20 protein-coding genes and 1 tRNA gene are annotated in these 22,368 nt (G+C 35.7%); 10 read left to right on the forward strand and 11 right to left on the reverse strand.

Annotation, left to right across the window (positions count from 1 at the left end; genetic code table 11):
• Positions 1 to 22: 22 nt before the first annotated feature.
• From GS03_RS01090 to GS03_RS01100, 3 genes are all read right to left on the reverse strand, one after another.
• Positions 23 to 775: a hypothetical protein gene (locus GS03_RS01090; RefSeq protein ID WP_136150734.1), complete on the reverse strand. Its 753-nt coding sequence runs from the start codon at positions 773 to 775 to the stop codon at positions 23 to 25.
• Positions 762 to 1,322 carry an RNA polymerase sigma factor gene (locus tag GS03_RS01095; protein WP_136150735.1) on the reverse strand — a complete coding sequence of 187 codons (561 nt, stop codon included), beginning with the start codon at positions 1,320 to 1,322 and terminating at the stop codon, positions 762 to 764. The genes GS03_RS01090 and GS03_RS01095 overlap by 14 nt, the downstream gene beginning before the upstream one ends.
• Positions 1,323 to 1,437: 115 nt before the next feature.
• Positions 1,438 to 2,418: a polyprenyl synthetase family protein gene (locus GS03_RS01100; protein ID WP_136150736.1), complete on the reverse strand. Its 981-nt coding sequence runs from the start codon at positions 2,416 to 2,418 to the stop codon at positions 1,438 to 1,440.
• Between the two features lie 109 nt (positions 2,419 to 2,527).
• Between GS03_RS01100 and GS03_RS01105 the strand changes: the two genes are divergently transcribed.
• Positions 2,528 to 3,355 carry a hypothetical protein gene (locus GS03_RS01105; protein ID WP_136150737.1) on the forward strand — a complete coding sequence of 276 codons (828 nt, stop codon included), beginning with the start codon at positions 2,528 to 2,530 and terminating at the stop codon, positions 3,353 to 3,355.
• Between the two features lie 60 nt (positions 3,356 to 3,415).
• On the opposite strand, the gene rlmN is transcribed toward GS03_RS01105, so the two are convergent.
• The gene (gene rlmN / locus GS03_RS01110) at positions 3,416 to 4,456 is read right to left on the reverse strand and encodes a 23S rRNA (adenine(2503)-C(2))-methyltransferase RlmN (RefSeq protein WP_136150738.1); all 1,041 of its coding nucleotides are present in this window, start codon (positions 4,454 to 4,456) and stop codon (positions 3,416 to 3,418) included.
• 60 nt (positions 4,457 to 4,516) lie between these two features.
• Between rlmN and GS03_RS01115 the strand changes: the two genes are divergently transcribed.
• On the forward strand, positions 4,517 to 5,158 hold the full coding sequence (locus tag GS03_RS01115; RefSeq protein WP_136150739.1) for an O-methyltransferase: 642 nt from the start codon (positions 4,517 to 4,519) through the stop codon (positions 5,156 to 5,158).
• On the opposite strand, the gene GS03_RS01120 is transcribed toward GS03_RS01115, so the two are convergent.
• From GS03_RS01120 to GS03_RS01130, 3 genes are read right to left on the reverse strand one after another with little or no spacing between them, the layout of a single operon-like run.
• A complete protein-coding gene (locus tag GS03_RS01120) occupies positions 5,144 to 5,704 on the reverse strand; it encodes a phosphatase PAP2 family protein (RefSeq protein ID WP_136150740.1) in 561 nt (186 codons plus the stop codon). The genes GS03_RS01115 and GS03_RS01120 overlap by 15 nt on opposite strands.
• Positions 5,704 to 6,027: a twin-arginine translocase TatA/TatE family subunit gene (gene tatA, locus GS03_RS01125; protein WP_136150741.1), complete on the reverse strand. Its 324-nt coding sequence runs from the start codon at positions 6,025 to 6,027 to the stop codon at positions 5,704 to 5,706. Before tatA ends, GS03_RS01120 begins: the two co-directional genes overlap by 1 nt.
• Before the next feature lie 47 nt (positions 6,028 to 6,074).
• The gene (locus tag GS03_RS01130) at positions 6,075 to 6,827 is read right to left on the reverse strand and encodes a hypothetical protein (RefSeq protein ID WP_136150742.1); all 753 of its coding nucleotides are present in this window, start codon (positions 6,825 to 6,827) and stop codon (positions 6,075 to 6,077) included.
• Positions 6,828 to 6,895: 68 nt separating this feature from the next.
• Between GS03_RS01130 and pepE the strand changes: the two genes are divergently transcribed.
• Positions 6,896 to 7,606 (forward strand): dipeptidase PepE, encoded by a 711-nt coding sequence (gene pepE, locus GS03_RS01135; protein WP_136150743.1) that lies wholly within the window; start codon positions 6,896 to 6,898, stop codon positions 7,604 to 7,606.
• 29 nt (positions 7,607 to 7,635) lie between these two features.
• Here pepE and GS03_RS01140 read toward each other — a convergent pair.
• Positions 7,636 to 7,708 (reverse strand) — tRNA-Gly (locus GS03_RS01140).
• A gap of 136 nt (positions 7,709 to 7,844) precedes the next feature.
• Positions 7,845 to 8,510, reverse strand: a complete 666-nt coding sequence (locus GS03_RS01145; RefSeq protein ID WP_317128583.1) for a murein L,D-transpeptidase catalytic domain family protein — start codon at positions 8,508 to 8,510, stop codon at positions 7,845 to 7,847.
• Between the two features lie 287 nt (positions 8,511 to 8,797).
• On the opposite strand from GS03_RS01145, the gene GS03_RS01150 reads away from it, so the two are divergent.
• Both GS03_RS01150 and gpmI read left to right on the forward strand, forming a co-directional pair.
• Entirely contained in the window at positions 8,798 to 11,191 is a 2,394-nt protein-coding gene (locus GS03_RS01150) for a DUF5916 domain-containing protein (protein WP_246034119.1), read from the forward strand.
• Positions 11,192 to 11,232: 41 nt separating this feature from the next.
• A complete protein-coding gene (gene gpmI, locus GS03_RS01155; RefSeq protein ID WP_136150746.1) occupies positions 11,233 to 12,759 on the forward strand; it encodes a 2,3-bisphosphoglycerate-independent phosphoglycerate mutase in 1,527 nt (508 codons plus the stop codon).
• Between the two features lie 25 nt (positions 12,760 to 12,784).
• Here gpmI and GS03_RS01160 read toward each other — a convergent pair whose 3' ends face one another.
• Positions 12,785 to 14,053, reverse strand: a complete 1,269-nt coding sequence (locus GS03_RS01160; protein WP_136150747.1) for an acetyl-CoA hydrolase/transferase family protein — start codon at positions 14,051 to 14,053, stop codon at positions 12,785 to 12,787.
• Positions 14,054 to 14,178: 125 nt separating this feature from the next.
• Here GS03_RS01160 and map point away from each other — a divergent pair, with 125 nt between their 5' ends.
• The gene (gene map, locus GS03_RS01165; RefSeq protein WP_136150748.1) at positions 14,179 to 14,997 is read left to right on the forward strand and encodes a type I methionyl aminopeptidase; all 819 of its coding nucleotides are present in this window, start codon (positions 14,179 to 14,181) and stop codon (positions 14,995 to 14,997) included.
• On the forward strand, positions 14,997 to 15,767 hold the full coding sequence (locus GS03_RS01170; protein WP_136150749.1) for a class I SAM-dependent methyltransferase: 771 nt from the start codon (positions 14,997 to 14,999) through the stop codon (positions 15,765 to 15,767). The genes map and GS03_RS01170 overlap by 1 nt, the downstream gene beginning before the upstream one ends.
• Positions 15,768 to 15,819: 52 nt before the next feature.
• On the opposite strand, the gene GS03_RS01175 is transcribed toward GS03_RS01170, so the two are convergent.
• Positions 15,820 to 18,624, reverse strand: a complete 2,805-nt coding sequence (locus tag GS03_RS01175; RefSeq protein ID WP_136150750.1) for a M16 family metallopeptidase — start codon at positions 18,622 to 18,624, stop codon at positions 15,820 to 15,822.
• A gap of 189 nt (positions 18,625 to 18,813) precedes the next feature.
• Between GS03_RS01175 and GS03_RS01180 the strand changes: the two genes are divergently transcribed.
• The 3 genes from GS03_RS01180 (at position 18,814) to pruA (ending at position 22,295) form a co-directional block, all read left to right on the forward strand.
• On the forward strand, positions 18,814 to 20,067 hold the full coding sequence (locus tag GS03_RS01180) for a type IX secretion system plug protein (protein WP_136150751.1): 1,254 nt from the start codon (positions 18,814 to 18,816) through the stop codon (positions 20,065 to 20,067).
• Positions 20,068 to 20,136: 69 nt separating this feature from the next.
• Entirely contained in the window at positions 20,137 to 20,523 is a 387-nt protein-coding gene (gene apaG / locus GS03_RS01185; protein WP_136150752.1) for a Co2+/Mg2+ efflux protein ApaG, read from the forward strand.
• Positions 20,524 to 20,666: 143 nt separating this feature from the next.
• On the forward strand, positions 20,667 to 22,295 hold the full coding sequence (gene pruA / locus GS03_RS01190; protein ID WP_136150753.1) for an L-glutamate gamma-semialdehyde dehydrogenase: 1,629 nt from the start codon (positions 20,667 to 20,669) through the stop codon (positions 22,293 to 22,295).
• Positions 22,296 to 22,368: the final 73 nt, after the last annotated feature.

The following is a 22,368-nucleotide window of genomic DNA, read 5'->3' on the forward strand; positions in this document are numbered from 1 at the left end:
GATTAATGATTTTTGTTATTGCTTATTCGTTATTTCTGTTGGCCAAAGCCACTTTAACTTCTTTGTAGTTTTTGGCTACTCTATTGATTACTTTTTCTCTGAAGGTCAATTCTAATTCACCGTCAACCTGAGAAAGCAGGCTTTTTGCATCTACTTTTATGGTTGCCTTTTTGTTTGTTGATTGTTTTGCCAAATTATCAAGATCCGCTAATAATGCTTCATCTGATTTAACTTCTTTATTACCTCCGATTATAACTTGACTTCCCGTTCTTATTTTGGGTAAATCTTTAATAGCAACATCTGATGAGTTGATTAAATATTCGATTTCTTTGTCACGATTGATAAGTGGATTTTGATAAGTGGATTGTTGATTCTTGATTGCTGGTTTTTGATTGTTGATTGAAACTCGTTGATTATTATTTGTTGTTTGTGATTCAGGATTCTGTGTTTCAGTTGAAACTACTACTTGTTTTTGTTCTACAATTGGAGTTGGCATTTCGCTTGCAGGTTTTTGAACAGTATCTTTAGGTTCTGTAGTAACTACATCATCTTTAGGTTGAATTTCGGCACCATTTTGTGTGAAGAAATACATACCAACAGTTAGCAAAACCGTGATACTGGCAGCAATAAATAAAAAGCCAAAAGGTCGTCTTGTTTTTTTTTCTTCAGCTACCGAAAGCATAGCATCTAATCTGTCCCAAGCCTGAGCTGAAGGCTGAATTTCTCTCGAATTCAACTTTTCTTTTATCTGATTTTCTAATTTATTCGGTTCCATTTTCATAATTTTTTAGCTTTTTAACATTCTCCTGCAGCATTCTTCTAGCGTGTGATAATTGTGATTTTGATGTGCCTTCATTGATTCCGAGCATCGTTGCAATTTCCTGATGTTTGAACCCTTCGATGCAATACAGATTGAAAACCATTCTGTAACCGTCAGGCAAATTGTCAATCAAAAACTGAATGTCTTCTACCGAAAATTGGCTTTCAATATTGTTATATCGTTCTTCGGAAAAATTCTCGTCTTCAATGAACTTTACTTTTTTCTGAACTCTGATAAAAGAAATACATTCGTTAATCATAATTCTTCTAATCCAACCTTCAAAACTTCCTTTGTGTTCAAAATGCTGAAGATTGGTAAACACTTTCATAAAAGCCGTAATCATAATGTCTTCTGCCTGCTGTATATCTTTTATATATTGGCGGCAAACGCTTAACATTTTTGGAGAAAATTTAGAATATAATCTATGTTGCGCATGACGGTTATTTTCGACAGCCAATTCGATTAATTCTTTTTCTTCCTGATGTAAATTGATTACTTTCAAAACTATTGGTTAGTGTTCTATTAGCATAGACGGGGATGGTTGAAAAATAGTTGCATGACGATTTAAAAAAAATTAAAATATCAGTAAAATCAATGCTTTACGAATGAAAATATTTTTATTTTTTTCTTTCGATAACGTAATTTACCATAAGAGAAAGCGCATCTCTATAGTCAGATTGGGGAAATTTTTCAAGAATTTGAAGTGCTTCCTGCTGGAATGCTACCATTTTTTGTTCGGCATAAGTCAATCCGTTTTTGTCTTTTACAAATTGGATAACTTCTTTAACACGTTTTTTGTCCTTGTTGTGATTTTTAATCGAATTGATGCACCAACTTTTTTCTTTAGGTGTACAATTATTCAAAGCATAAATCAAAGGCAAGGTCATTTTTTGTTCTTTGATGTCGATTCCGGTTGGTTTTCCAATCGCATCATCCGTATAATCAAACAAATCGTCTTTGATTTGAAATGCCATTCCGATGAGTTCGCCAAATTTTCGCATTGCTTCCACCTGAGATTCATCTTCAGAAACCGATTTGGCGCCAAGTGCACAACAGGAAGCAATTAAGGTCGCAGTTTTTTTTCGGATGATTTCATAATAGACATCTTCAACAATATCTAATCTGCGTGCTTTTTCAATTTGAAGTAATTCGCCTTCGCTCATTTCCCTCACGGCTACTGATATTATTCGGAGCAAATCAAAATCGCCATTGTCTATCGAAAGCAGCAATCCTTTAGACAATAAATAATCACCAACAAGAACCGCAATTTTATTTTTCCACAAAGCATTAATAGAGAAAAATCCCCGACGACGATTGCTGTCGTCAACCACATCATCATGAACCAAAGTTGCTGTATGAATTAACTCAATAACTGAAGCGCCGCGATAAGTCCTTTCATTGACTTCATTTTTTTCGGAAAGCATTTTGGCAACCAGAAAAACAAACATTGGGCGCATTTGTTTTCCTTTCCTGTTTACGATGTAATAGGTGATTCTGTTGAGTAAGGCAATTTTGGAAGTCATCGATTCATAGAACTTTTTTTCAAAAAGTTCCATTTCCTGCTGAATGGGTTTTTTTATTTGTGAGGTGATGTTCATCGCATTCAAATATACAATAATGCAGTCGTCTGAAAAAAAAATATTAATTTTGATTAAACCTTTTTTAAGAAAGTAGCTCTTACCAAACGAACCATAAAAAAATAGAAATATGAAAACAACAAAATTTATTTTAGGATTGGCATTAGCTTTTTCTATTTTTAGTTGCAGCAAAGATGACAGCAACAGCTCATCTGAATTAAATGAAGCCAAAGTAAGTGCCAAAATTGATATGGCTACTGAAGATGTGGCGAAAATTGTAGAAGATCAATATGCCCTTCAGGTTAATCCTGGTGCGGGAAAAAACAACCTTGAAACACAGGATCTTCCATCTTGTGCTACAGTTACTGTTGAATTGACAGCAAGCACTTGGACCAGAACAGTAGTTTTTGACAACTGTACTTTACCAAACGGAAACGTTTTAGACGGAACTATTATCGTGAGCGGAAGCCTAAACTTTGATACACCATCACACACTATTAGCTATACTTTTATTGATTTCCACCACAATAATATTTTGATTGAAGGTAACAGAACTGTAGTAAGATCTATGCAAAGCACTGCCGCACAAGGCACTGTTCATCCGGTAGCCAATATGTCTATCGATATGACGGTTACTTTCCCCAATGGAAATGTTTACCACAGAGTTGGTAACCGAGTGAGAGAATTAATTGAAGGTTTTGATACCCCAATGATATGGGCTGATAATGTGTTTTCAATTACCGGAAGCTGGACAACTACTTTCCCAGCCGGAACTCAAACATCAACCATCACTACACCTTTGAGAGTTAGAGCCAATTGCCCTAATATTGTTCGTGGTGTTGTAGAAATTGTTAGAAACGACAATACCGCAATTTTAGATTATGGAAACGGTGAATGCGATAACCAAGCGACTTTAACCATTAATGGGACAACCACAACGATTACTTTAGGACACTAAAAAGCAGTTTTTCATCTTACTAAAAATCCCGTCTCGTTCCAAAAAGCAAGACGGGATTTTTTATGACTTATTGGCTAATTGTCCGCAAGCCGCATCAATGTCTTTTCCACGGCTTCGGCGAACTTTGGCTACGATATCATTTTTTGCCAACGCTTTGATATAATTATCGATTGCTTCATCTGATGCTTGTTGGAATTCACCATCATCAATTGGGTTGTATTCAATCAAATTGACTTTACATGGAACATATTTACAAAATTTGACCAAAGCGTCAATAGAAGATTTATCGTCATTAATGCCTTTCCAAACTACATATTCGTATGTTACTTTGCTTTTGGTCTTTTGATACCAATACTGCAAAGCTTCTTTCAATTCGGGCAACTGAAAGTTTTTGGTAAAAGGCATAATATGGTTTCTGGTTTCTTCAATAGCGGAATGCAATGAAACGGCCAACTTGAATTTGACATCATCATCTGCCATTTTTTTAATCATCTTTGAAACTCCGGAAGTGGAAACTGTAATTCGTTTTGGCGACATTCCTAAACCTTCTTCTGATGTAATCATGGTAATTGCTTTCATAACATTGTTGTAATTCATCAATGGTTCACCCATTCCCATAAAAACAATATTGGAAAGCGGTCGGTTGTAATACAAACGACTTTCTTTGTCAATAGCAACAACCTGGTCGTAGATTTCTCCCGGTTCCAGATTCCGCATTCTCTTTAAACGCGCTGTGGCGCAAAAATTACAATCCAAACTACAACCAACCTGGCTCGAAACACAAGCTGTTGTTCTGGTTTCTGTCGGAATCAAAACGCTTTCAACAATCAACCCATCGTGTAAACGAACTGCATTTTTTACTGTGCCGTCTTCGCTACGCTGCATTTGGTCAACCTTGATGTGATTTATCACAAAGTTATTTTCGAGCATGGTTCGCGTTTCTTTTGAAACATTAGTCATGTCTTCAAAATTGTGCGACGCTTTGCTCCAAAGCCATTCATAAACCTGATTGCCACGAAATGCTTTGTCACCATTGGCCACAAAAAAATCGCGTAATTGTTCTTTGGTTAAACTTCGGATGTCTTTCTTCTCGATTTCCATGGCGCAAATTTAGGGTATTTTGGTTAGTTGTTAATTTGTATTTTTGTAAAAAATAAAACCATGCATTTCCTTTCCGAAGAATTAGATATTTATGTAACCCAACATTCAGAAAACGAACCTGAATTATTGGCGCAACTAAATAAAGAAACACATCAAAAAATCCTGCAGCCGCGAATGTTGAGCGGGCATTTTCAAGGAAGGGTTTTGAGTATGCTTTCTAAAATCATTCATCCAACAAACATTCTTGAAGTCGGAACGTATACAGGTTATGCCACACTTTGCCTGGCAGAAGGTTTAGCAGAAAACGGCACGATTGATACTTTGGACAACGAAGAAGAGTTATTCGATTTTCAGAGAAAATATTTCGACAAAACCATTTGGGCAAACCAAATAACACAGCACCTTGGCGACGCCATAGATATTATCCCGACGCTGACTAAAAAATACGATTTGGTTTTTATTGATGCCGATAAGGAAAACTATATTAATTATTTCCATTTGATTGTTCCAATGATGAACAAAGGTGGAATCATACTTTCGGACAACGTTTTGTGGAGCGGAAAAGTTTTGGAAGAAGTAAAACCAAACGACATTACAACCAAAATCCTTTTGGAATATAATCAATTATTGAAAGAAGACCCAAGAGTAGAAACTGTTTTATTGCCTATTCGTGATGGATTAACCGTTTCAAGAATTCTTTAGAATATACTTCTGGTATAGTTTGTAACAAATAAATCCGAATGTTGCTCCAAATGCATAACCCGTTAAAATATCTGACGGAAAATGCAACCCAAGATAAATTCGGCTGTAGGCAAAAATCAATGGAAACAGGAACAGCAAATAAGCGTGTTTGTAATATTTCTTTAAAATCATAAATGTCAAAACTGTTGTCGCCATTGAGTTGGCCGCATGACCTGAGAAGAAACTAAACGACTTGCTTTTTTTCCAATATAATCTTAACATATCCTGGATTTCCGGATCATTACAAGGTCGTAAACGCTCAAAATACCATTTGAAAAGATTTGACGTTTGGTCGCAAACCAATATTAAAACTGCTGTGAAAAGAATGTAGTAACCAAAATTTTTCCAGCCTAGTTTCTTTTGCAACAGATAAAAAACAATTAGAAATATTGGTGCCCAATTAATCTGTTTGGTAATTACTAACCACAAACTATCAAACGCTGGCGAACCTAATCCGTTTAAGAAAATCAGCAATTCTTTATCTAATTGGATGATTTTTTCCAGCACTACCGTTGTCTTTTTATTGGTCCGGTTAAATCCTCAATATCTTCTTTTGTTTTGGTAACTTCAGGTAGTATATTCGAATCCAAATTTGATTTTACTTTTTCAACCTCATCGGTAAATGTTGAAGTCAATTGTTTCATAGAAGTATCTATTCCATTGGCTTCAGCACCTTTTTGGATTTCGCTTTTTATTTCGTTTGTAGCGTTTTTTAACTGCGCCATTCCTTTCCCCATTGCTCTTGCAATTTCAGGTATTTTATCTGAACCAAAAAGCATTAAGGCAATTAAAATAATAAGGATTAATTCGCCACCACCAATTCCAAACATAGTTTCTGATTTTTTCTAAATGAGTTGCAAAGTTACTTAAATTGCTATTAGTTTTTTAAAAATTCCAAATATTTAGTCGCTAAATCCGAGAAGATAAAACGAGCCATTATTTTATTTTTTGCATTCAAAGCATCAACCAATTTTTGGTCTTCAACCGCATAATACCAAAATCCTCTGAGGTATTCTTTTGGTATTTTCAGGTTTTCTAAAAAATATTCCTCTTTGAAGAGATATTCTATTTTCAGCAATAATTTTTCTTTTTTCTCTATTGCTAATTCTTTCTTCAACATGGCGGTACGACCACTAATTGAATTTATCAATCCATCGGCAGGCATTCCTCCAAATGGAATTAATAATGGACTGTACCAATGAAATTCTCCCGCTGTTCTTAATTTTCTTTCTGCCGGAGTGTAAACTTTTGCAGGTTTTTGTAATATCCCCAATGAAACTGCGTTGATGTTTGGGTATTGCTTGATTTCAACTTCATCCAACGCATTAACTTTTGCCTCTAAACTTTGTACATAAAGTTGTTTAGCAATATCATTTTCGGTTATTACTGCTTTTTTAGTCACTATCTGTAAACCTGAAAATTGCAAGGTGTCGCCCACTTTTACAAACATTGAAAAGTTTCCACTTTTATCTGTTGTCGTGGTTGATTCCGAACGTAAATTAGCCACATTCACATCATTCAGTTCTTTGATTTGGGAAGTAATTTTTCCTTTCAACAAAGTTAAGGTTGGTGTTTGAGCAAAAGTCTGAGCAAAAAATAAAAATATAATTATACTTTTAAATAACTTCATTATTCTAATTTTACGATGTAAAAATATCTTTTAGAATACTAAAAGTATATAATCTTTTGTTAAAACCTATGAAGAAAATGATTATTGCCAGCACGTCAACCATTCATGGTAGTGGCTATTTAGAATACTTGTTACCAACCTTAGAAATTCATTTCAAGGGATGTGACGAAATACTATTTATTCCGTATGCTCGTCCCGGGGGAATCTCGCATGATGATTATACAACTACTGTTCGTTCGGCTTTCGCCAAAATAAATAAAACCGTAAAAGGTTTGCATGAATTTGCTAATCCGATGGAAGCGATTCAAAATGCAAAGGGAATTTTCACCGGCGGCGGAAATACTTTTTTATTGGTAACTCAGTTATATCAAAACAAGGTGATGGAAGTTTTGGTAAAAGTTGTCGAAAACGGAACACCATATCTTGGTTCGAGTGCCGGAAGCAACATCACCGGATTGACGATGCAAACCACGAATGATATGCCGATTATTTATCCTCCGAGTTTTAAAACCTTGGGATTAATTCCTTTTAATCTGAATCCGCATTATCTTGATGCTGATTTGCAGAGCAAACACATGGGTGAAACTCGGGAAACCAGAATTAAAGAATTCCATGCTTTTAATGATTCGCCCGTTTTAGGATTACGTGAAGGAAGCTGGCTGGAAGTAAGCGGCTCAACCATTTTATTGAAAGGAAATTTAAGTGCCCGATTGTTTAATCAAAATAAAGCACCCGAAGAATTAGCACCCGAAACCGATTTAGCATTTTTAGGAAAATAAAAAAGCCTCAACTTTCGTTAAGGCTTTTGAGCGGAAGACGAGGCTCGAACTCGCGACAACCAGCTTGGAAGGCTGGAGCTCTACCAACTGAGCTACTTCCGCAATGCGACTGCAAATATATAGAATAACATTCTTTCGATGCAACTTTTTTTTAAAAAAAATATTGCCTCATTTAATTACACTTGTAAGTCATTTGTAATGAAAATGTTGTGAAAACATTTTCTTATGCACAAAAAATTTAAGACGCCAATCTCGACATTATTTCGTTGGCTGCAGATGGATGATAAATGAATAAACACGATTTATCTTTTATCACATTGATAATTTTGGCATTCATTTCAACAGGAAGTGCTGGACAGCCTTGACTTCTTCCTAATCTCTTGTTTTGTTTTATAAACGATTCCGAAACATAATCTGCTCCGTGAACTACAACAGCTCTTTCTCTTGCCTTGTCGTTTAATCCTTTTTCAAGTCCGTCTAATTTTAAAGACATTCCGTGCTTACCGTCATAAATTTCACCTGTGGCATAAAATCCTACACTGCTTTGGAAAGATTCAGCCTGATTTGAAAATTGCTTAGCAAATTCTTCTCCGGTATTTCTTCCGTGCGCTACCAAAGTTTGGAACAATATAATTTTTTTATCCAAATCGATTACCCAAAGACGTTTCTTGTTTGAAGACAAACTAAAATCAACTAAGGTTAAGATGTTTTTTTGAACAAGACCTTTATCTTTTAGCAAATTAAAACCACTCAATGCTAAATTGAAACTCTCAAAACTTGGCAATACAAAAGAGTTTGCATCTAATTGATTATAAATAGATACATTTTCTAAAACAGTAGTAGTTTCTGTTTCTGCGCTAATTTTTTTGGAATTTGATTTGCTAGGAAGACTTGTAAAAGACATTAGCAAAATAACAAAAAACAAAGGAAAAAACTTATAATTCATTGATTAATACTAGGTTTAAAAATTAGACTTGGTGTTGCAAACATAAACTAAATTTTGAAAAACAAAAATATTTTGACTTTTATTAAGCTAAACTTAAGGGATTAACTCGTTGTTTATGAATGATTTTATTAATTTCAAAAGTTGCAAATATGAATTAATTATTTACTTTTGTTCGACTAATCAAACCACCAATGCCCAAATATTCATGCTATTCCATTTGCATAATTTTGCTTTTTGCAAGCAAAATGTTTGGTCAAAAAAAGACACTTCAAACCCAATTTACCGACGAAAAAATCTCAATTGACGGCAAGTTTGATGAGAAAGCATGGAAATCTGCTCAGATTGCAACCGATTTTGTCATGTATGCACCTTATAACGGAGTGCCCATTCCACCTGAAAAAAAAACGGAAGTAAAAATCGTATACACCAATGAAGCTATTTATGTTGCCGCATCACTTTATGATGATCAGCCAAGTGAAATTTCACGTGAATTAACCGAAAGAGACAACTTCGCTACAGCAGATCATTTTGGCGTACAACTCAACGGTTACAATGACGGGCAACAAGAGTTTCGTTTTTTTGTTAGTGCAGCCGGAGTTCAGATAGATGTTTTTTATACTGAAGCAAATGGCGAAGATGTTTCCTGGAATGCCATTTGGGAGAGTAAAACACAGCTTACCAATTTTGGTTGGGTCGTTGAAATGAGAATACCATATGCTGCTTTGCGTTTTTCGACAGAAAAGAAACAAACATGGGGGCTGAATTTTTACAGGGAAATTAGACGCGATAATCAGCAATATAACTGGAACTTAATCCGAAATGAAATAAGTTCAGAAAGTAACCAGGCCGGAATTCTGGAAGGCATCGAAAACATAAAAACACCTACCCGATTGTTTCTAATTCCTTTTTCTTCTTATTACTTACATGCCAATAAGAATCAAAAAACGTATGGCGAATTGAAAGGCGGTTTGGATATTAAGTACGGAATCAATGATGCATTTACGCTTGATGCCATTTTAATCCCTGATTTTGGGCAAACCAAATTCGACAATGTAGAATTAAACCTTAGTGCTTTTGAACAGCAATTTGCTGAAAACAGACCTTTCTTTACTGAAGGAACCGATTTGTTTAATAAAGGCGACTTACTTTACACCAGAAGAATCGGTGAAAGTCCATCAATTGCATTAGCAGACAACGAAACTGTTGATGTCTATCCAAATACTATAAAATTAATCAATGCCCTGAAAGTTTCGGGAAGAACAAAAGGCGGTTTGGGAATTGGTGTTTTGAATGCCGTTACTGAGCAAACAAGCGTTGAAGTCAAAAATACCGATACCAATCAAACCCGATTAGAAACTTTAGCGCCGGTAACCAATTATAATGTTTTTGTTCTTGATCAACGTTTTAATAAGAATTCATCGGTTTCATTGACAAATACAAACGTAACCCGTAACGGTGATTTTAGAGACGCAAATGTTGCTGCTTTAGCCTGGGATTTAAAAACTACAGCTAATACATTTCAGATGCTGGGTAATTTTCAATACAGCCTAATTAATGATGTTGAAGACACCAATGGTTTCAAATCTTATCTCGAATTCAATAAAACAAAAGGGAAGTATCGATATGGTATTGGTGGGTCTTATGTTTCCAGAGACTACGACAATAATGATTTGGGAATTAATTTTCAAACCCATTATCATTCATTTTATGGAAATGTAAGTTACCGGATTTTAAAACCAAACAAAACGTTTAACTCTTTTAAATTGAGTTTGAATGCGGCTTCAGATTATGAGAATGATACTGGGAAAACTCAAAACAATTACTTAAATATAGGCCTAAATACATATAATACAAAAAATGATTATTTCGGATATGGTGTCAATTCAAGACCGTTTAAAGTGTACGATTTCTATGAACCTCGTTCCGCCGATGATTCAAAGTTTGTGATTTATCCAGAATTTTATGAAACCTGGTTCTTTTATTCATCTAATTATATTCGAAAATTTGCGATAGATTTTAATCCAACCATAACTTTTTTAAACGAAAAAGACAGAATGAATTATGGAGTTTTTATAAGTCCGAGATATCGTTTCAGTGATCATTTATCTTTGATTTATAGTTTCAAATTTTCAAGACAAAACAGAAATATCGGTTGGGTAGACTTTGATGACGATGGCAACACTATTTTTGCAAGAAGAAACAGAATTACCTATATCAATACTCTGCAAGGTAAATACTCTCTCAATGCCAACATGAACCTGAACTTAACCGTTCGTCATTATTGGTCCTATGCGGTAAATCATGACTATTTGACCTTACAGGATGATGGAACTCTTACCGATAATTTAATTTACAACACTAATAAAAACTCCAATCTTAATACCTGGAATCTGGATTTATCCTATTCCTGGTGGTTTGCTCCGGGAAGTCAGGTTTCTGTTTTGTATCGAAATAGTTCTTCTTTATTTAGTCGCGAATACAGTCGCCAATTCGGAAGTAATTTCAGAGATGCTATTAACAATGAGAACCTGAGCCATGTCTTATCAATAAGCGTTCGATATTTTATTGATTACAATACACTGAAAAATTCTAAGTTTTCCAAATCATTTACAAAACCAAAGGAAAGAATACATTTCTAAAACTGGTTTTTTAGAATTATCTTTGTTTAAAATACTACGCCATGAACAAAAAAGTAATTCTAATGATATTGGACGGTTGGGGAAAATCTCCAGACCCAAAAGTCTCCGCCATCGATAATGCCAATGTTCCGTTTATAAATAGTTTGTACCAAAAATATCCAAATGCCCAACTCAGAACCGATGGATTGAACGTTGGTTTACCCGAAGGACAAATGGGAAACAGCGAAGTGGGTCACATGAATCTTGGCGCCGGAAGAATTGTCTATCAGGATTTGGCAAAAATCAATTTGGCCGTTAGAGACAAAACTATGAGCCAGGAAAAGCCTTTGATTGATGCGTTTAATTATGCCAAAGCCAATAACAAAGCGGTTCACTTTTTAGGATTGGTTTCTGATGGCGGCGTTCATTCACACACTTCACATCTTCGCAGTTTAATCGATGTTTCGCAGGATTTTGGTTTGGAAAAAGTTTTTGTTCATGCCTTTACGGATGGTCGCGATGTTGACCCAAAATCAGGAAAAAAATACATTCAGGATTTAGAAAAGTATATTAAAAATTCTACCGTTAAAATAGCTAGTGTTGTAGGTCGTTATTACGCTATGGACAGGGACAAACGATGGGAACGCGTGAAGTTAGCTTATGATTTACTAGTTAACGGAACTGGAAAACACACCACAAATTTGGTTGACAGCATCGCCGAAAGTTATGCCAATAATGTTACCGATGAATTCATTCTTCCGTTGACAGTTGTTGATGCTAATGACAAACCAATAGCCACTATTCAAAATGACGATGTGTTGGTATTCTTCAATTTCAGAACAGACCGTGGACGTGAATTGACCGAAGCGCTTTCGCAAAAAGATTTTCACGAACAAAACATGCACAAACTGAATTTGTACTATGTTACGATGACCAATTATAATGATACCTATCAAAATGTTCATGTAATTTACGATAAAGACAACATCACTCAAACGCTTGGCGAAGTCTTAGAAAAACACAATAAAACGCAGATTCGTATTGCCGAAACCGAAAAATACCCGCATGTTACTTTCTTTTTCTCAGGCGGAAGAGAACAGCCTTTTCATGGTGAAACCCGAATTCTGAGAAATTCACCAAAAGTAGCCACCTACGATTTGCAACCCGAAATGAGCGCTTTTGAATTGAAAGATGCCTTGATTCCCGAACTTAAAGAAGGAAGAGTAGATTTCGTTTGTTTGAACTTTGCCAATGGCGATATGGTTGGGCATACCGGCGTTATGGCTGCTGCGATTAAAGCCTGTGAAGCGGTTGACATTTGTGTAAAAGAAGTAGTTGAAACAGCACTTGAAAACAATTATACAACCATTATCATTGCCGACCACGGAAACTGCGAAACGATGATAAATCCGGATGGTTCACCCAATACTGCACACACGACTAATCCGGTGCCGATTATTTTAGTTGATAAAGATCACATCAGAATACAAGATGGTGTTTTGGGCGATTTAGCGCCGACTATTTTAGAACTGATGGGTATTCAAAAACCCGAAGTCATGACCGGAAAGTCTCTTTTAGTACGATTGTAAAAAAGCCCTCGATTGAGGGCTTTTTTTATTGCAACATTTCAAAATAACTTCTTTCAATGCTTTCCTGATGGGTTGGATGTGCAATTCGTACCATTTCGTTGAGGCGTTGTTTCAAAGTTTTACCGTACAAATCAGCAATACCATTTTCGGTAATAATATATTGCACGTGGGAACGAGTAGAAACTACACCAGCCCCTTGCTTTAAGTAAGGTACAATTCTGCTTTCGCCTCTTTTAGTAATGGAAGGCAAGGCAATAATCGCTTTTCCGCCATCACTTAAAGAAGCGCCACGAATAAAATCCATTTGGCCTCCTACACCCGAATACATTTTGGCACCAATAGAATCAGCACAAACCTGTCCGGTTACATCAACTTCTATAGCCGAATTAATTGCAACCATTTTTGGGTTTTTACGAATTCGGGCGGTATCATTAACCATTGATGATTCTTTCATTTCGATAAACGGATTGTCATTAACAAAGTCATACAACCGTTTGGAACCTATTAAAAAAGTAGCCAAAACTCTTCCTCGCAACGTGCCTTTGTAATTGCAATTGATAACATCGCTTTCAATCAAATCAATAACGCCATCAGAAAACATTTCGGTGTGCAAGCCTAAATCTTTATGATTTTTGAGTTTACTCAAAGCTGCATTCGGAATAGAACCAATTCCCATTTGCAGTGTGCTTCTGTCTTCAATTAAGGATGCAACATACTCACCAATCTTTTCTTCTTCTTTGGTAAACGAATTCATTTCATACCCATAAATTGGCGTGTCAACCTCAACCAAATAATCAATTTCGGACACGTGAATAATTCCATCCCCAAAAGTTCTTGGCATTTGCGGATTAACCTGGGCTATAACCGTTTTAGCATTTTCGATAGCAGCAACTGTTGCTTCAACTGAAACGCCAAGCGAACAATAACCATGTTTATCGGGTGGCGAAACATGAATGAATGCAACATCAATCAGCAATACTTTTTTGCGAAACAAATGCGGTAACTCACTTAAAAATACCGGTGTATATGAACCATTACCTGCTGATAAAGTATTGCGTACATTGGCCCCAATAAAAAAAGAATTCACATGAAAACTATCGGCTAATTCAGGATTGGCATAAGGTGCCGGTCCTTCGGTGTGTAAATGACAAACCTCAACATTGCGAAGTTCCGAAGCTCTATCTGCTAAGGCTTTGGTTAAAATGGTTGGTGCGGCGGCGGCGGCTTGAACATAGACCCTATCATTAGACTTCACGACTTTGATGGCTTCTTCAGCGGTGACATATTTGCTCATAACTAAAATAATTTAGACAAAGTTAGGAAGCAATATTTGTCAAAAACATGATAAAACTCATTTGCATTTTACATAGTCTGAATTCGGTATAAAATAATTACTTTTGCCAACTTAAGTTTAAGCATATGATTATTCCAAAAACAGCCGAAGAAATTGAATTAATGCGCGAAAGTGCTTTATTGGTTTCCAAAACCTTAGGTGAAGTTGCGAAAGTGATTAAACCTGGTGTGACGACTTTACAGTTAGACAAAATTGCCGAAGAATTCATCAGAGATAATGGTGGAGTTCCTGGTTTTCTTGGCTTATATGGTTTTCCAAATTCGCTTTGTATGAGTCCGAATGCACAGGTTGTACACGGAATTCCGAATAATCTTCCTTTGCAGGAAGGCGATGTGATTTCGGTAGATTGCGGCGTGTTGAAAAATGGATTTTATGGTGATCATGCCTATTCTTTCGAAATTGGAGAAGTGGCTGCAGAAACCAAAAAACTTTTAAAAGTTACCAAAGAATCTTTATACGTTGGCATCAGAGAATTCAGAGCCGGAAATCGTGTGGAAGATGTTGGAAATGCTATTCAGAAATACTGTGAAGGCCATGGTTATGGTGTGGTTCGGGAATTAGTTGGTCACGGATTAGGAACCAAAATGCACGAAGACCCTGAAATGCCAAACTACGGAAAACGCGGTCGCGGAAAATTATTTGTTGAAGGAATGGTTGTTGCCATCGAACCGATGATTAATATGGGAACCAAAAACATCAAACAACTCAAAGATGGCTGGACAATCCTGACAGCTGACGGAAAACCAAGCGCCCATTTTGAGCACAATGTAGCTTTAATAAATGGAAAACCCGAATTGCTTTCAACTTTCGGATATATCTATAAAGCATTGGGAATTGTGAGTAATGAAGAAGATGAGTTTCGTAAAAATCCTTTAGTGTTGTAATGAAAAAGATTTTCAAATTCATACTAAATACCATTCCAAGACCAATCCTTATTCGGTTGAGTATTGTGATTCGACCAATATTGGCTTTTTTGTTAAAAGGAAGTCGATTTACCGACCCAATTGACGGAAAAAGTTTCCGCATGTTTTTGCCTTACGGTTACGGAAATCAACGAAACAATGTGCTTTCTCCAAGTACGCTTTCGTTAGAAAGACATCGATTACTTTGGCTGTATTTGCAAAACGAAACGGACTTCTTTACTTCTACAGCAAAGAAAAAAGTGTTGCATTTTGCACCGGAACAGGAATTTTATAAACGTTTTAAAAAGCAAACTAATATTGACTACACTACAACCGATTTGCTTTCGCCTTTAGCAGATGTAAAAGCAGATATTTGTAATTTACCTTTTGAAGACAATGCGTATGACTTAATCCTTTGCAATCACGTTTTAGAACACATACCTGATGACACTAAAGCCATGCAAGAATTGTATCGTGTGTTAAAACCAGGCGGCATGGGCATTTTTCAAATCCCACAAGACTTGTCAAGAGCCACAACTTTCTCAGACGATACTATTGTTGACCAAAAAGAACGCGCAAAAATCTTTGGTCAATACGATCATGTTCGCGTTTATGGCAGAGATTATTTTGACAAACTGAGAAGCATTGGTTTTACCGTAATCGAAGAAGATTACACCAACAAAATTGCTCCTGAATTGGTAGAAAAATATTGTTTGGCGAAAGGCGAAATTATCCCGGTTTGTTTCAAATAAAAAACCACCATACTTTTCAGCATGATGGTTTTTACCTTTTATAATTAAGAATCTATTCCGGCATTAAAACCCCAATGGTTTTTTCTTTGGCTAAATATTTTTTGGCTACGTCCTGCACTTGCTTCAGTGTAACCGAATTAATTTTGGCTTCCATCTCTAAAATCTCTTCCGGTTTTGAAGCGTTTGTATAACTTCTTGTAAAATTGCTCATCCAATACCTGTTTTCTTTCATTTGCTTTTTATACTCTAAAAGCTCGGCTTGTTTGAATTTATCCAAATCGATTTGAGTTGGTCCGTTAGCAATGATTTTATCCAATTCACCTAAAGATGCGGTGATTAACTTCTCTGTATTTTCTGGTCCACAAGGGAACGAAATTGTGAAATTAAAAGAACCATAAGGCACTTTACTCATGCTTCCGCGAGAACCTATAGTGTAAACACCACTTTCTTTTTCTCTGATTACTTCAGTTAATTTTATATTCAAAATATCTCCGGTTGCTTTCAATAAATAAGCTTCATCAGCATTATAAGTAGCATCGCCATAAATCATAATCGTTACATTACTTTTTGGGTCTTTTCCTTTATTGACTACTTTTTTAATGTCGCCTTTCAGGAATCGATAGCCTAAATCTTTTGTGCTTTCTTTGGTTCCGTTTGACGGCAATGAAGCAATATATTTTTTGGCAAAATCTTCCATAACTGCGTCATCTACGTTTCCAACAAAGAAGAATTCAAAATCACCGGCATTGGCAAAACGCTCTTTGTATTTGTTGTAAGCCAATTGATAATCGGTTGCTGCCCATTTTTCTGCTGTTGGCACGATGCCGTTCCATCTTGGGTTTTCTTTGTTCAAATAAGTATAAAACTCTTGTTGGAAATAGAAATTAGGTTGCGAAATCATATTTTCAGTAAAGTTTGATTGCTTTTGTTTGTAACCATCAAAAGCGGCAGCATCAAAGTTCAAATCGGTAAAATACGCATTTATCATTTGGAAGGCATATTCTAAATCTTTTGGCGTTGTACTTCCTCTTAAACCTTCGGTAGTGTTACTGATATAAGGTGTTACATTAGCAATTTTTCCAGCCATGAATTTGTCAATGTCATTTTGGTTTAAACCTGAAAAACCGGCTTCTGCCAAACCATTATTGGCAAATTGCGTTTTTTTCATTTCCTCGTTAGAGTACAAATTGGTTCCACCAAAACTTACTGCTTCCAACAAAATTTCGTCGTTTTTGAAATCGGTTTTCTTGTAAGTTACTTTAGCTCCGTTTGATAAAGTTAAAGTAGTTGCACCTATTTTATCATTGGTTTCTTTTTTTACAACAGTACCTGCTTTTAAAGGATTGCGCAACAAACTTGAAGCAATCGCTTTGTCTTCGTAAGGTTTCAAATCGTTGGTGTTAACCGTAATCGCAGCTAATACTTCTTTTTCCGTTACTTTTTTCAATCCTTCTTTTTCCGGCGAAGTAATGACAACTACTCTGTTATCGTCTTTGATGAAATCTTTGATAAATCCATTAACCTGCTCTAATTTGATGTCTGACAACATTTTTTGGATGTTGGCATATTCCCATTCAATTCCGGGCATTGGACTTTGCTCTAAGAAGTTGGATTGGCATTCCCAAACGAAATTTTCCGAATTGCTTTTGTCTTTGTCTTTGAATTGATTTTCTGATCTGGATAGAATTTCGCTTTTAGCTCGTTCAAATTCTCCGGCGGTGAAACCAAATTTTTTAACTCTTTCATTTTCTGAAACCAATACTGTCAAAGCTTCCAATTGTTTCTTTTCGTCTATCATAGCAAAAGACTGGAAGGCTTCTTTGTCACGGGCAAAAGTTCCGCCGTGGTAGGTATATCCGAATGTAAAAGGTGGCGTTGGCGAATTGGTTAATTCATTCAATCGGTTGTTTAGCATGGTTGCGAATAAACCTTCAACCACAGTTTCTTTTAAGTCATTGATGGTTTTTTTGACTTTTCGTACACCATAATCTTTGTAAAGCAATTGAACTTGTGTTTGCGCTGCTTCTTTATCGCTTTCAATGGCTACAAAAGTTTCTTTGTGATTAGGCACTTCGAAAGTTTTTCTTGGCTTTTCGTTTTTTGGATTTTGATAACCTTCAAAATGGTCTTTGATTTTTTTCTCCATCGCAGCCACGTCAATATCACCAACTACAATTACACTCATCAAATTCGGTCGGTACCAATCTTTATAAAAACTGATTACTTTATCATATTTGAAGTTCTCTAAAATCTCTTTTTTTCCGATTGGAAGACGATTAGCATATTGCGAATTGTACATCATTTTCGGGATGTATTTGTCTTCCATTCTTTTATCGGCACCTAATCCGAGACGGTATTCTTCGAGAACAACGCCTCTTTCTTTATCGATTTCTTCCGGCGTTAAGTTGGCGTTGAAAGCCCAGTCTTCAATAATTTGAAATCCTTTTTCCAATTTTTCAGGATTATCAGAAGGAATAGGAAGGAAATAAACGGTTTCGTCAAAACTAGTGTAAGCATTTAAATGCTGCCCAAATTTTACACCGATACTTTGCAGATAATCGACCAATTGATTTTTAGGAAAACGTTTGGTCCCATTGAAACACATGTGTTCCATAAAGTGTGCTAAACCTTGTTGGTCATCGTTTTCAAGAATAGAACCTGCGTTGATTACCAGTCTTAAATCGACTTTGTTTTCGGGTTTCGCGTTTTTCCTGATGTAGTAGGTCAATCCATTTTTCAAGATTCCTTTTTTAACATTAGGATCAAAAGGGATTGCGTCTGTTCCTTTTAAATCTTGCGCAAAACTTGCCGCCGGAAATAGTAAAAGAACCAGCACCGATTTTAAAATTTGTTTCATAAATAAGTTGGGTTTTTGTTATTGATAAAAATTATAACGGATAAATATTACATTTATTGTGAAACTATAAAAAAATCCTCTTACAAAAATATATTTAACGTAAAATTAGCGTTACTATATCTTAGTCAAATAAACGGCACAATTCATGTGCTAATAATTATTATATTTACCATTCGAAAAATGAAAATTATGTTTAAAAAGAGCGTACTCACTTTTGCATTTATCCTTCTTTCAGGAAATATATTTTCTCAGGCCGAAAAAGAAATACCGCCACCCTATAACATCAAAACTGTAAGCTTTGTTCAAAATGGACAAAATGCGGTCCCTTTATTCCGATTAGGTGATAGCTTTCAAGTTCAGTTTGATGACTTGTATGGCAATGAAGCCAATTATTATTACACTATAACCCATTGTGATTACGACTGGAAACCGTCTCAGTTAGCAAAAGCAGAATACCTAAACGGTTTTGATGATCAAAGAATTCAGGATTACTCTAACTCCCTAAATTGTTTACAATTATATTCACATTATAGACTTTCATTTCCTAACAGATTTACCCAATTCAGAGTTAGCGGAAATTATGTAATTAAGATTTTAAACGATGACAAAGAAGTCGTTTTTACCAAAAGGTTCATTCTCTATGAAGAATTGGTTACCGTACCATTGCAAATAAAAAGAGCCCGAAACTTAAGTGTTGTTGAACAAAAACACAATCTGGATTTTGCCATAAAATCAGCAACCATAAATTTCCAAAGTCCGTTGCAAAATGTAAAAGTAATGTTGTTACAAAATGGTAGAATTGACAATGCAATAACTAACATCAAACCACAATATACCATTGGCAATGATTTGATTTATAAATATGATGCCGAAACCCAATTCTGGGCGGGAAATGAATTTCATTTTTTTGAAAACAAAGATATTCGCGCTGCTAATAACAGCATAGCAACCGTAGATTCTAAAGGCGGCGTTTACAATGCGCATCTTTATTTAGACCAATCAAAAGCAAATTTTCCATATACTTATTTCCCTGATATTAACGGAAACTTTATCGTAAAAAACATTGGTGCTCAAAACAATGAAATTGAAGCCGATTATGCCTGGGTTTTCTTCTCTCTTTCGGCTCCAAGCTTATATGGTACAAAATCAATTTATGTTAACGGCATGTTCAACAATTTTGCCATGAGTGATGAAAACAAAATGGATTATAATGCCGAAAAAGGAATCTATGAAAAAGCTCTTATGATAAAACAAGGTTTCACCAATTACCAATATGTGATTTCAGACAATAAAGGAAAAATTGATCAGGAAAATGCTATTGATGGTAATTTTTTCCAAACAGAGAACAATTATTTTGTATTAGTTTATTATAAAGAAAATAACCAACGATATGACAGAATTATTGGAAAAGGAATAGCAAGTTCCGTTGATATAACTAACTAAAAATTAACACTAATTTATTTTACCGAGCAGTATTTTTTGTAATTTTGACATCGTTTTAGAATCTAATTTATGGTTACTCAAATAACAAGAGGCATAAAAATTTCAGTTTTGACTAGTTTTGAAGGCACTTACTTCAAGAACTACAAGCTTCATTTTGCCTTTAGTTATGAAATCACCATCGAAAATCATAGCAAGGATTCCGTTCAGTTAAACACGCGTCATTGGGAAATCCTGGATTCTCTTAACAATATTGAAATTGTTGACGGCGAAGGTGTAATTGGCAAAAAACCAGTACTGAAACCAGGCGAAAAACACACTTACAATTCAGGTTGTTTACTTTCATCTCCATTTGGAGCAATGAGTGGTTATTTCAATATGATTAATTTTACTACTACCAAAACTTTCAAAGTTATAGTGCCAACTTTTAAATTAAGTGCGCCTTTTGCATTGAATTAAAAGTCTTGTTAAAAGCAAATTAATCTTTGTCCTCTCTTATTAAAAATTCAAAATTTCCTTTGTACTTTTGTGTCGCGTTTAGAAATTCTTAAAAAAGAATCTTTTAAACCATTCAATTGTCAAATTTTTAATCTTTTCCTATTATGCCAAAAGGTTTTTTTCATGTTCCAAAAGCGGTCAACGAACCCGTAAAATCATACGCTCCAAATTCTCCTGAAAAAGCAGCAGTTTTAGCAGCTTATAAAAAAATGTGGAACGAAACTATAGATGTTCCAAACTATATCGGTAACGAGGAAATTCGCACCGGAAATACCAGAAACATGTCTGCACCTCATGACCACCAACATATAGTTGGAACGTATCATTTGGCAGAAAAAAAACATATTGAAAAAGCCATTGCATCTGCTCTTGAAGCAAGAAAGAATTGGGCAAACATGGCTTGGGAACAACGTGCGGCCATCTTTTTAAAAGCTGCCGAATTAATTGCCGGACCATACAGAGCTAGAATAAATGCCGCAACGATGATTGCACAATCGAAAACTATTTATCAGGCAGAGATTGATGCGTCTTGTGAGTTGATTGACTTTTTACGTTACAACGTAGAATTCATGACACAGATTTATAACGACCAGCCAAAATCGATTTCTGATGTTTGGAACCGCGTTGAATATCGCCCGTTAGAAGGATTTGTTTATGCAATTACACCGTTTAACTTTACGGCTATTGCAGCAAATTTACCTGCAAGTGCTGCGCTCATGGGAAATACTGTTGTTTGGAAACCAAGCGATAGTCAAGTATTCTCAGCAAAAATCATCATTGATGTTTTCAAAGAAGCTGGTGTTCCTGATGGTGTTATTAACGTAGTGTTTGGTGACCCAGTTATGATTACAGATACTATTTTAGCACATCCGGATTTTGCAGGTGTTCATTATACAGGTTCAACATTTGTATTCAAGGAAATCTGGAAAAAAATAGGAAACAATATTCATACTTATAAAACCTACCCAAGAATTGTTGGAGAAACGGGTGGAAAAGATTTCGTTTTGGCGCATCCAAGTGCGAATGTGAAACAAGTCGTTACCGGAATCACACGTGGCGCTTTTGAATTTCAAGGGCAAAAATGTTCAGCAGCTTCAAGAGGTTACATTCCGCAAAGTTTGTGGCCAGCAGTGAAAGAACAATTGATTACCGATGTGAAATCGATGAAAATGGGTTCGCCTGAAGATTTTGGAAACTTTATTACTGCCGTAATTCACGAAGGTTCGTTTGATAAACTGGCGAAAGCAATTGATCAGGCGAAAGCTGATTCAGATGCCGAAATCATCGTTGGTGGAAACTATGATAAATCAAAAGGATATTTCATTGAACCAACGGTAATTGTTACTACGAATCCAAAATATGCTACGATGGAAACCGAACTTTTCGGACCTGTAATGACGATTTATGTTTATGATGACAAGAAATGGGCTGAAACATTAGCATTGGTTGACGGAACTTCAGAATATGCTTTGACAGGAGCCATTTTCAGTCAGGACAGATACGCTATTGAAGAAGCCACTTTAGCTTTACAAAATAGCGCCGGAAACTTTTATATTAATGACAAACCAACCGGAGCTGTTGTAGGAATGCAACCTTTTGGTGGCGCCAGAGCTTCGGGAACAAATGACAAAGCGGGGTCAATGCAAAACTTATTGCGTTGGGTTTCGCCACGAACTATCAAAGAAACTTTTGTAACTCCGGAAGATTATCGTTATCCGTTTTTGGGAGAATAATTTTATAACGGTTTATAATTATAAAAGTCTGGGTATATGCCCGGACTTTTTTTATGTGCTTGATTCTTAATTT

Source organism: Flavobacterium sangjuense (assembly GCF_004797125.1).
In the GTDB taxonomy this organism is placed as follows: domain Bacteria; phylum Bacteroidota; class Bacteroidia; order Flavobacteriales; family Flavobacteriaceae; genus Flavobacterium; species Flavobacterium sangjuense.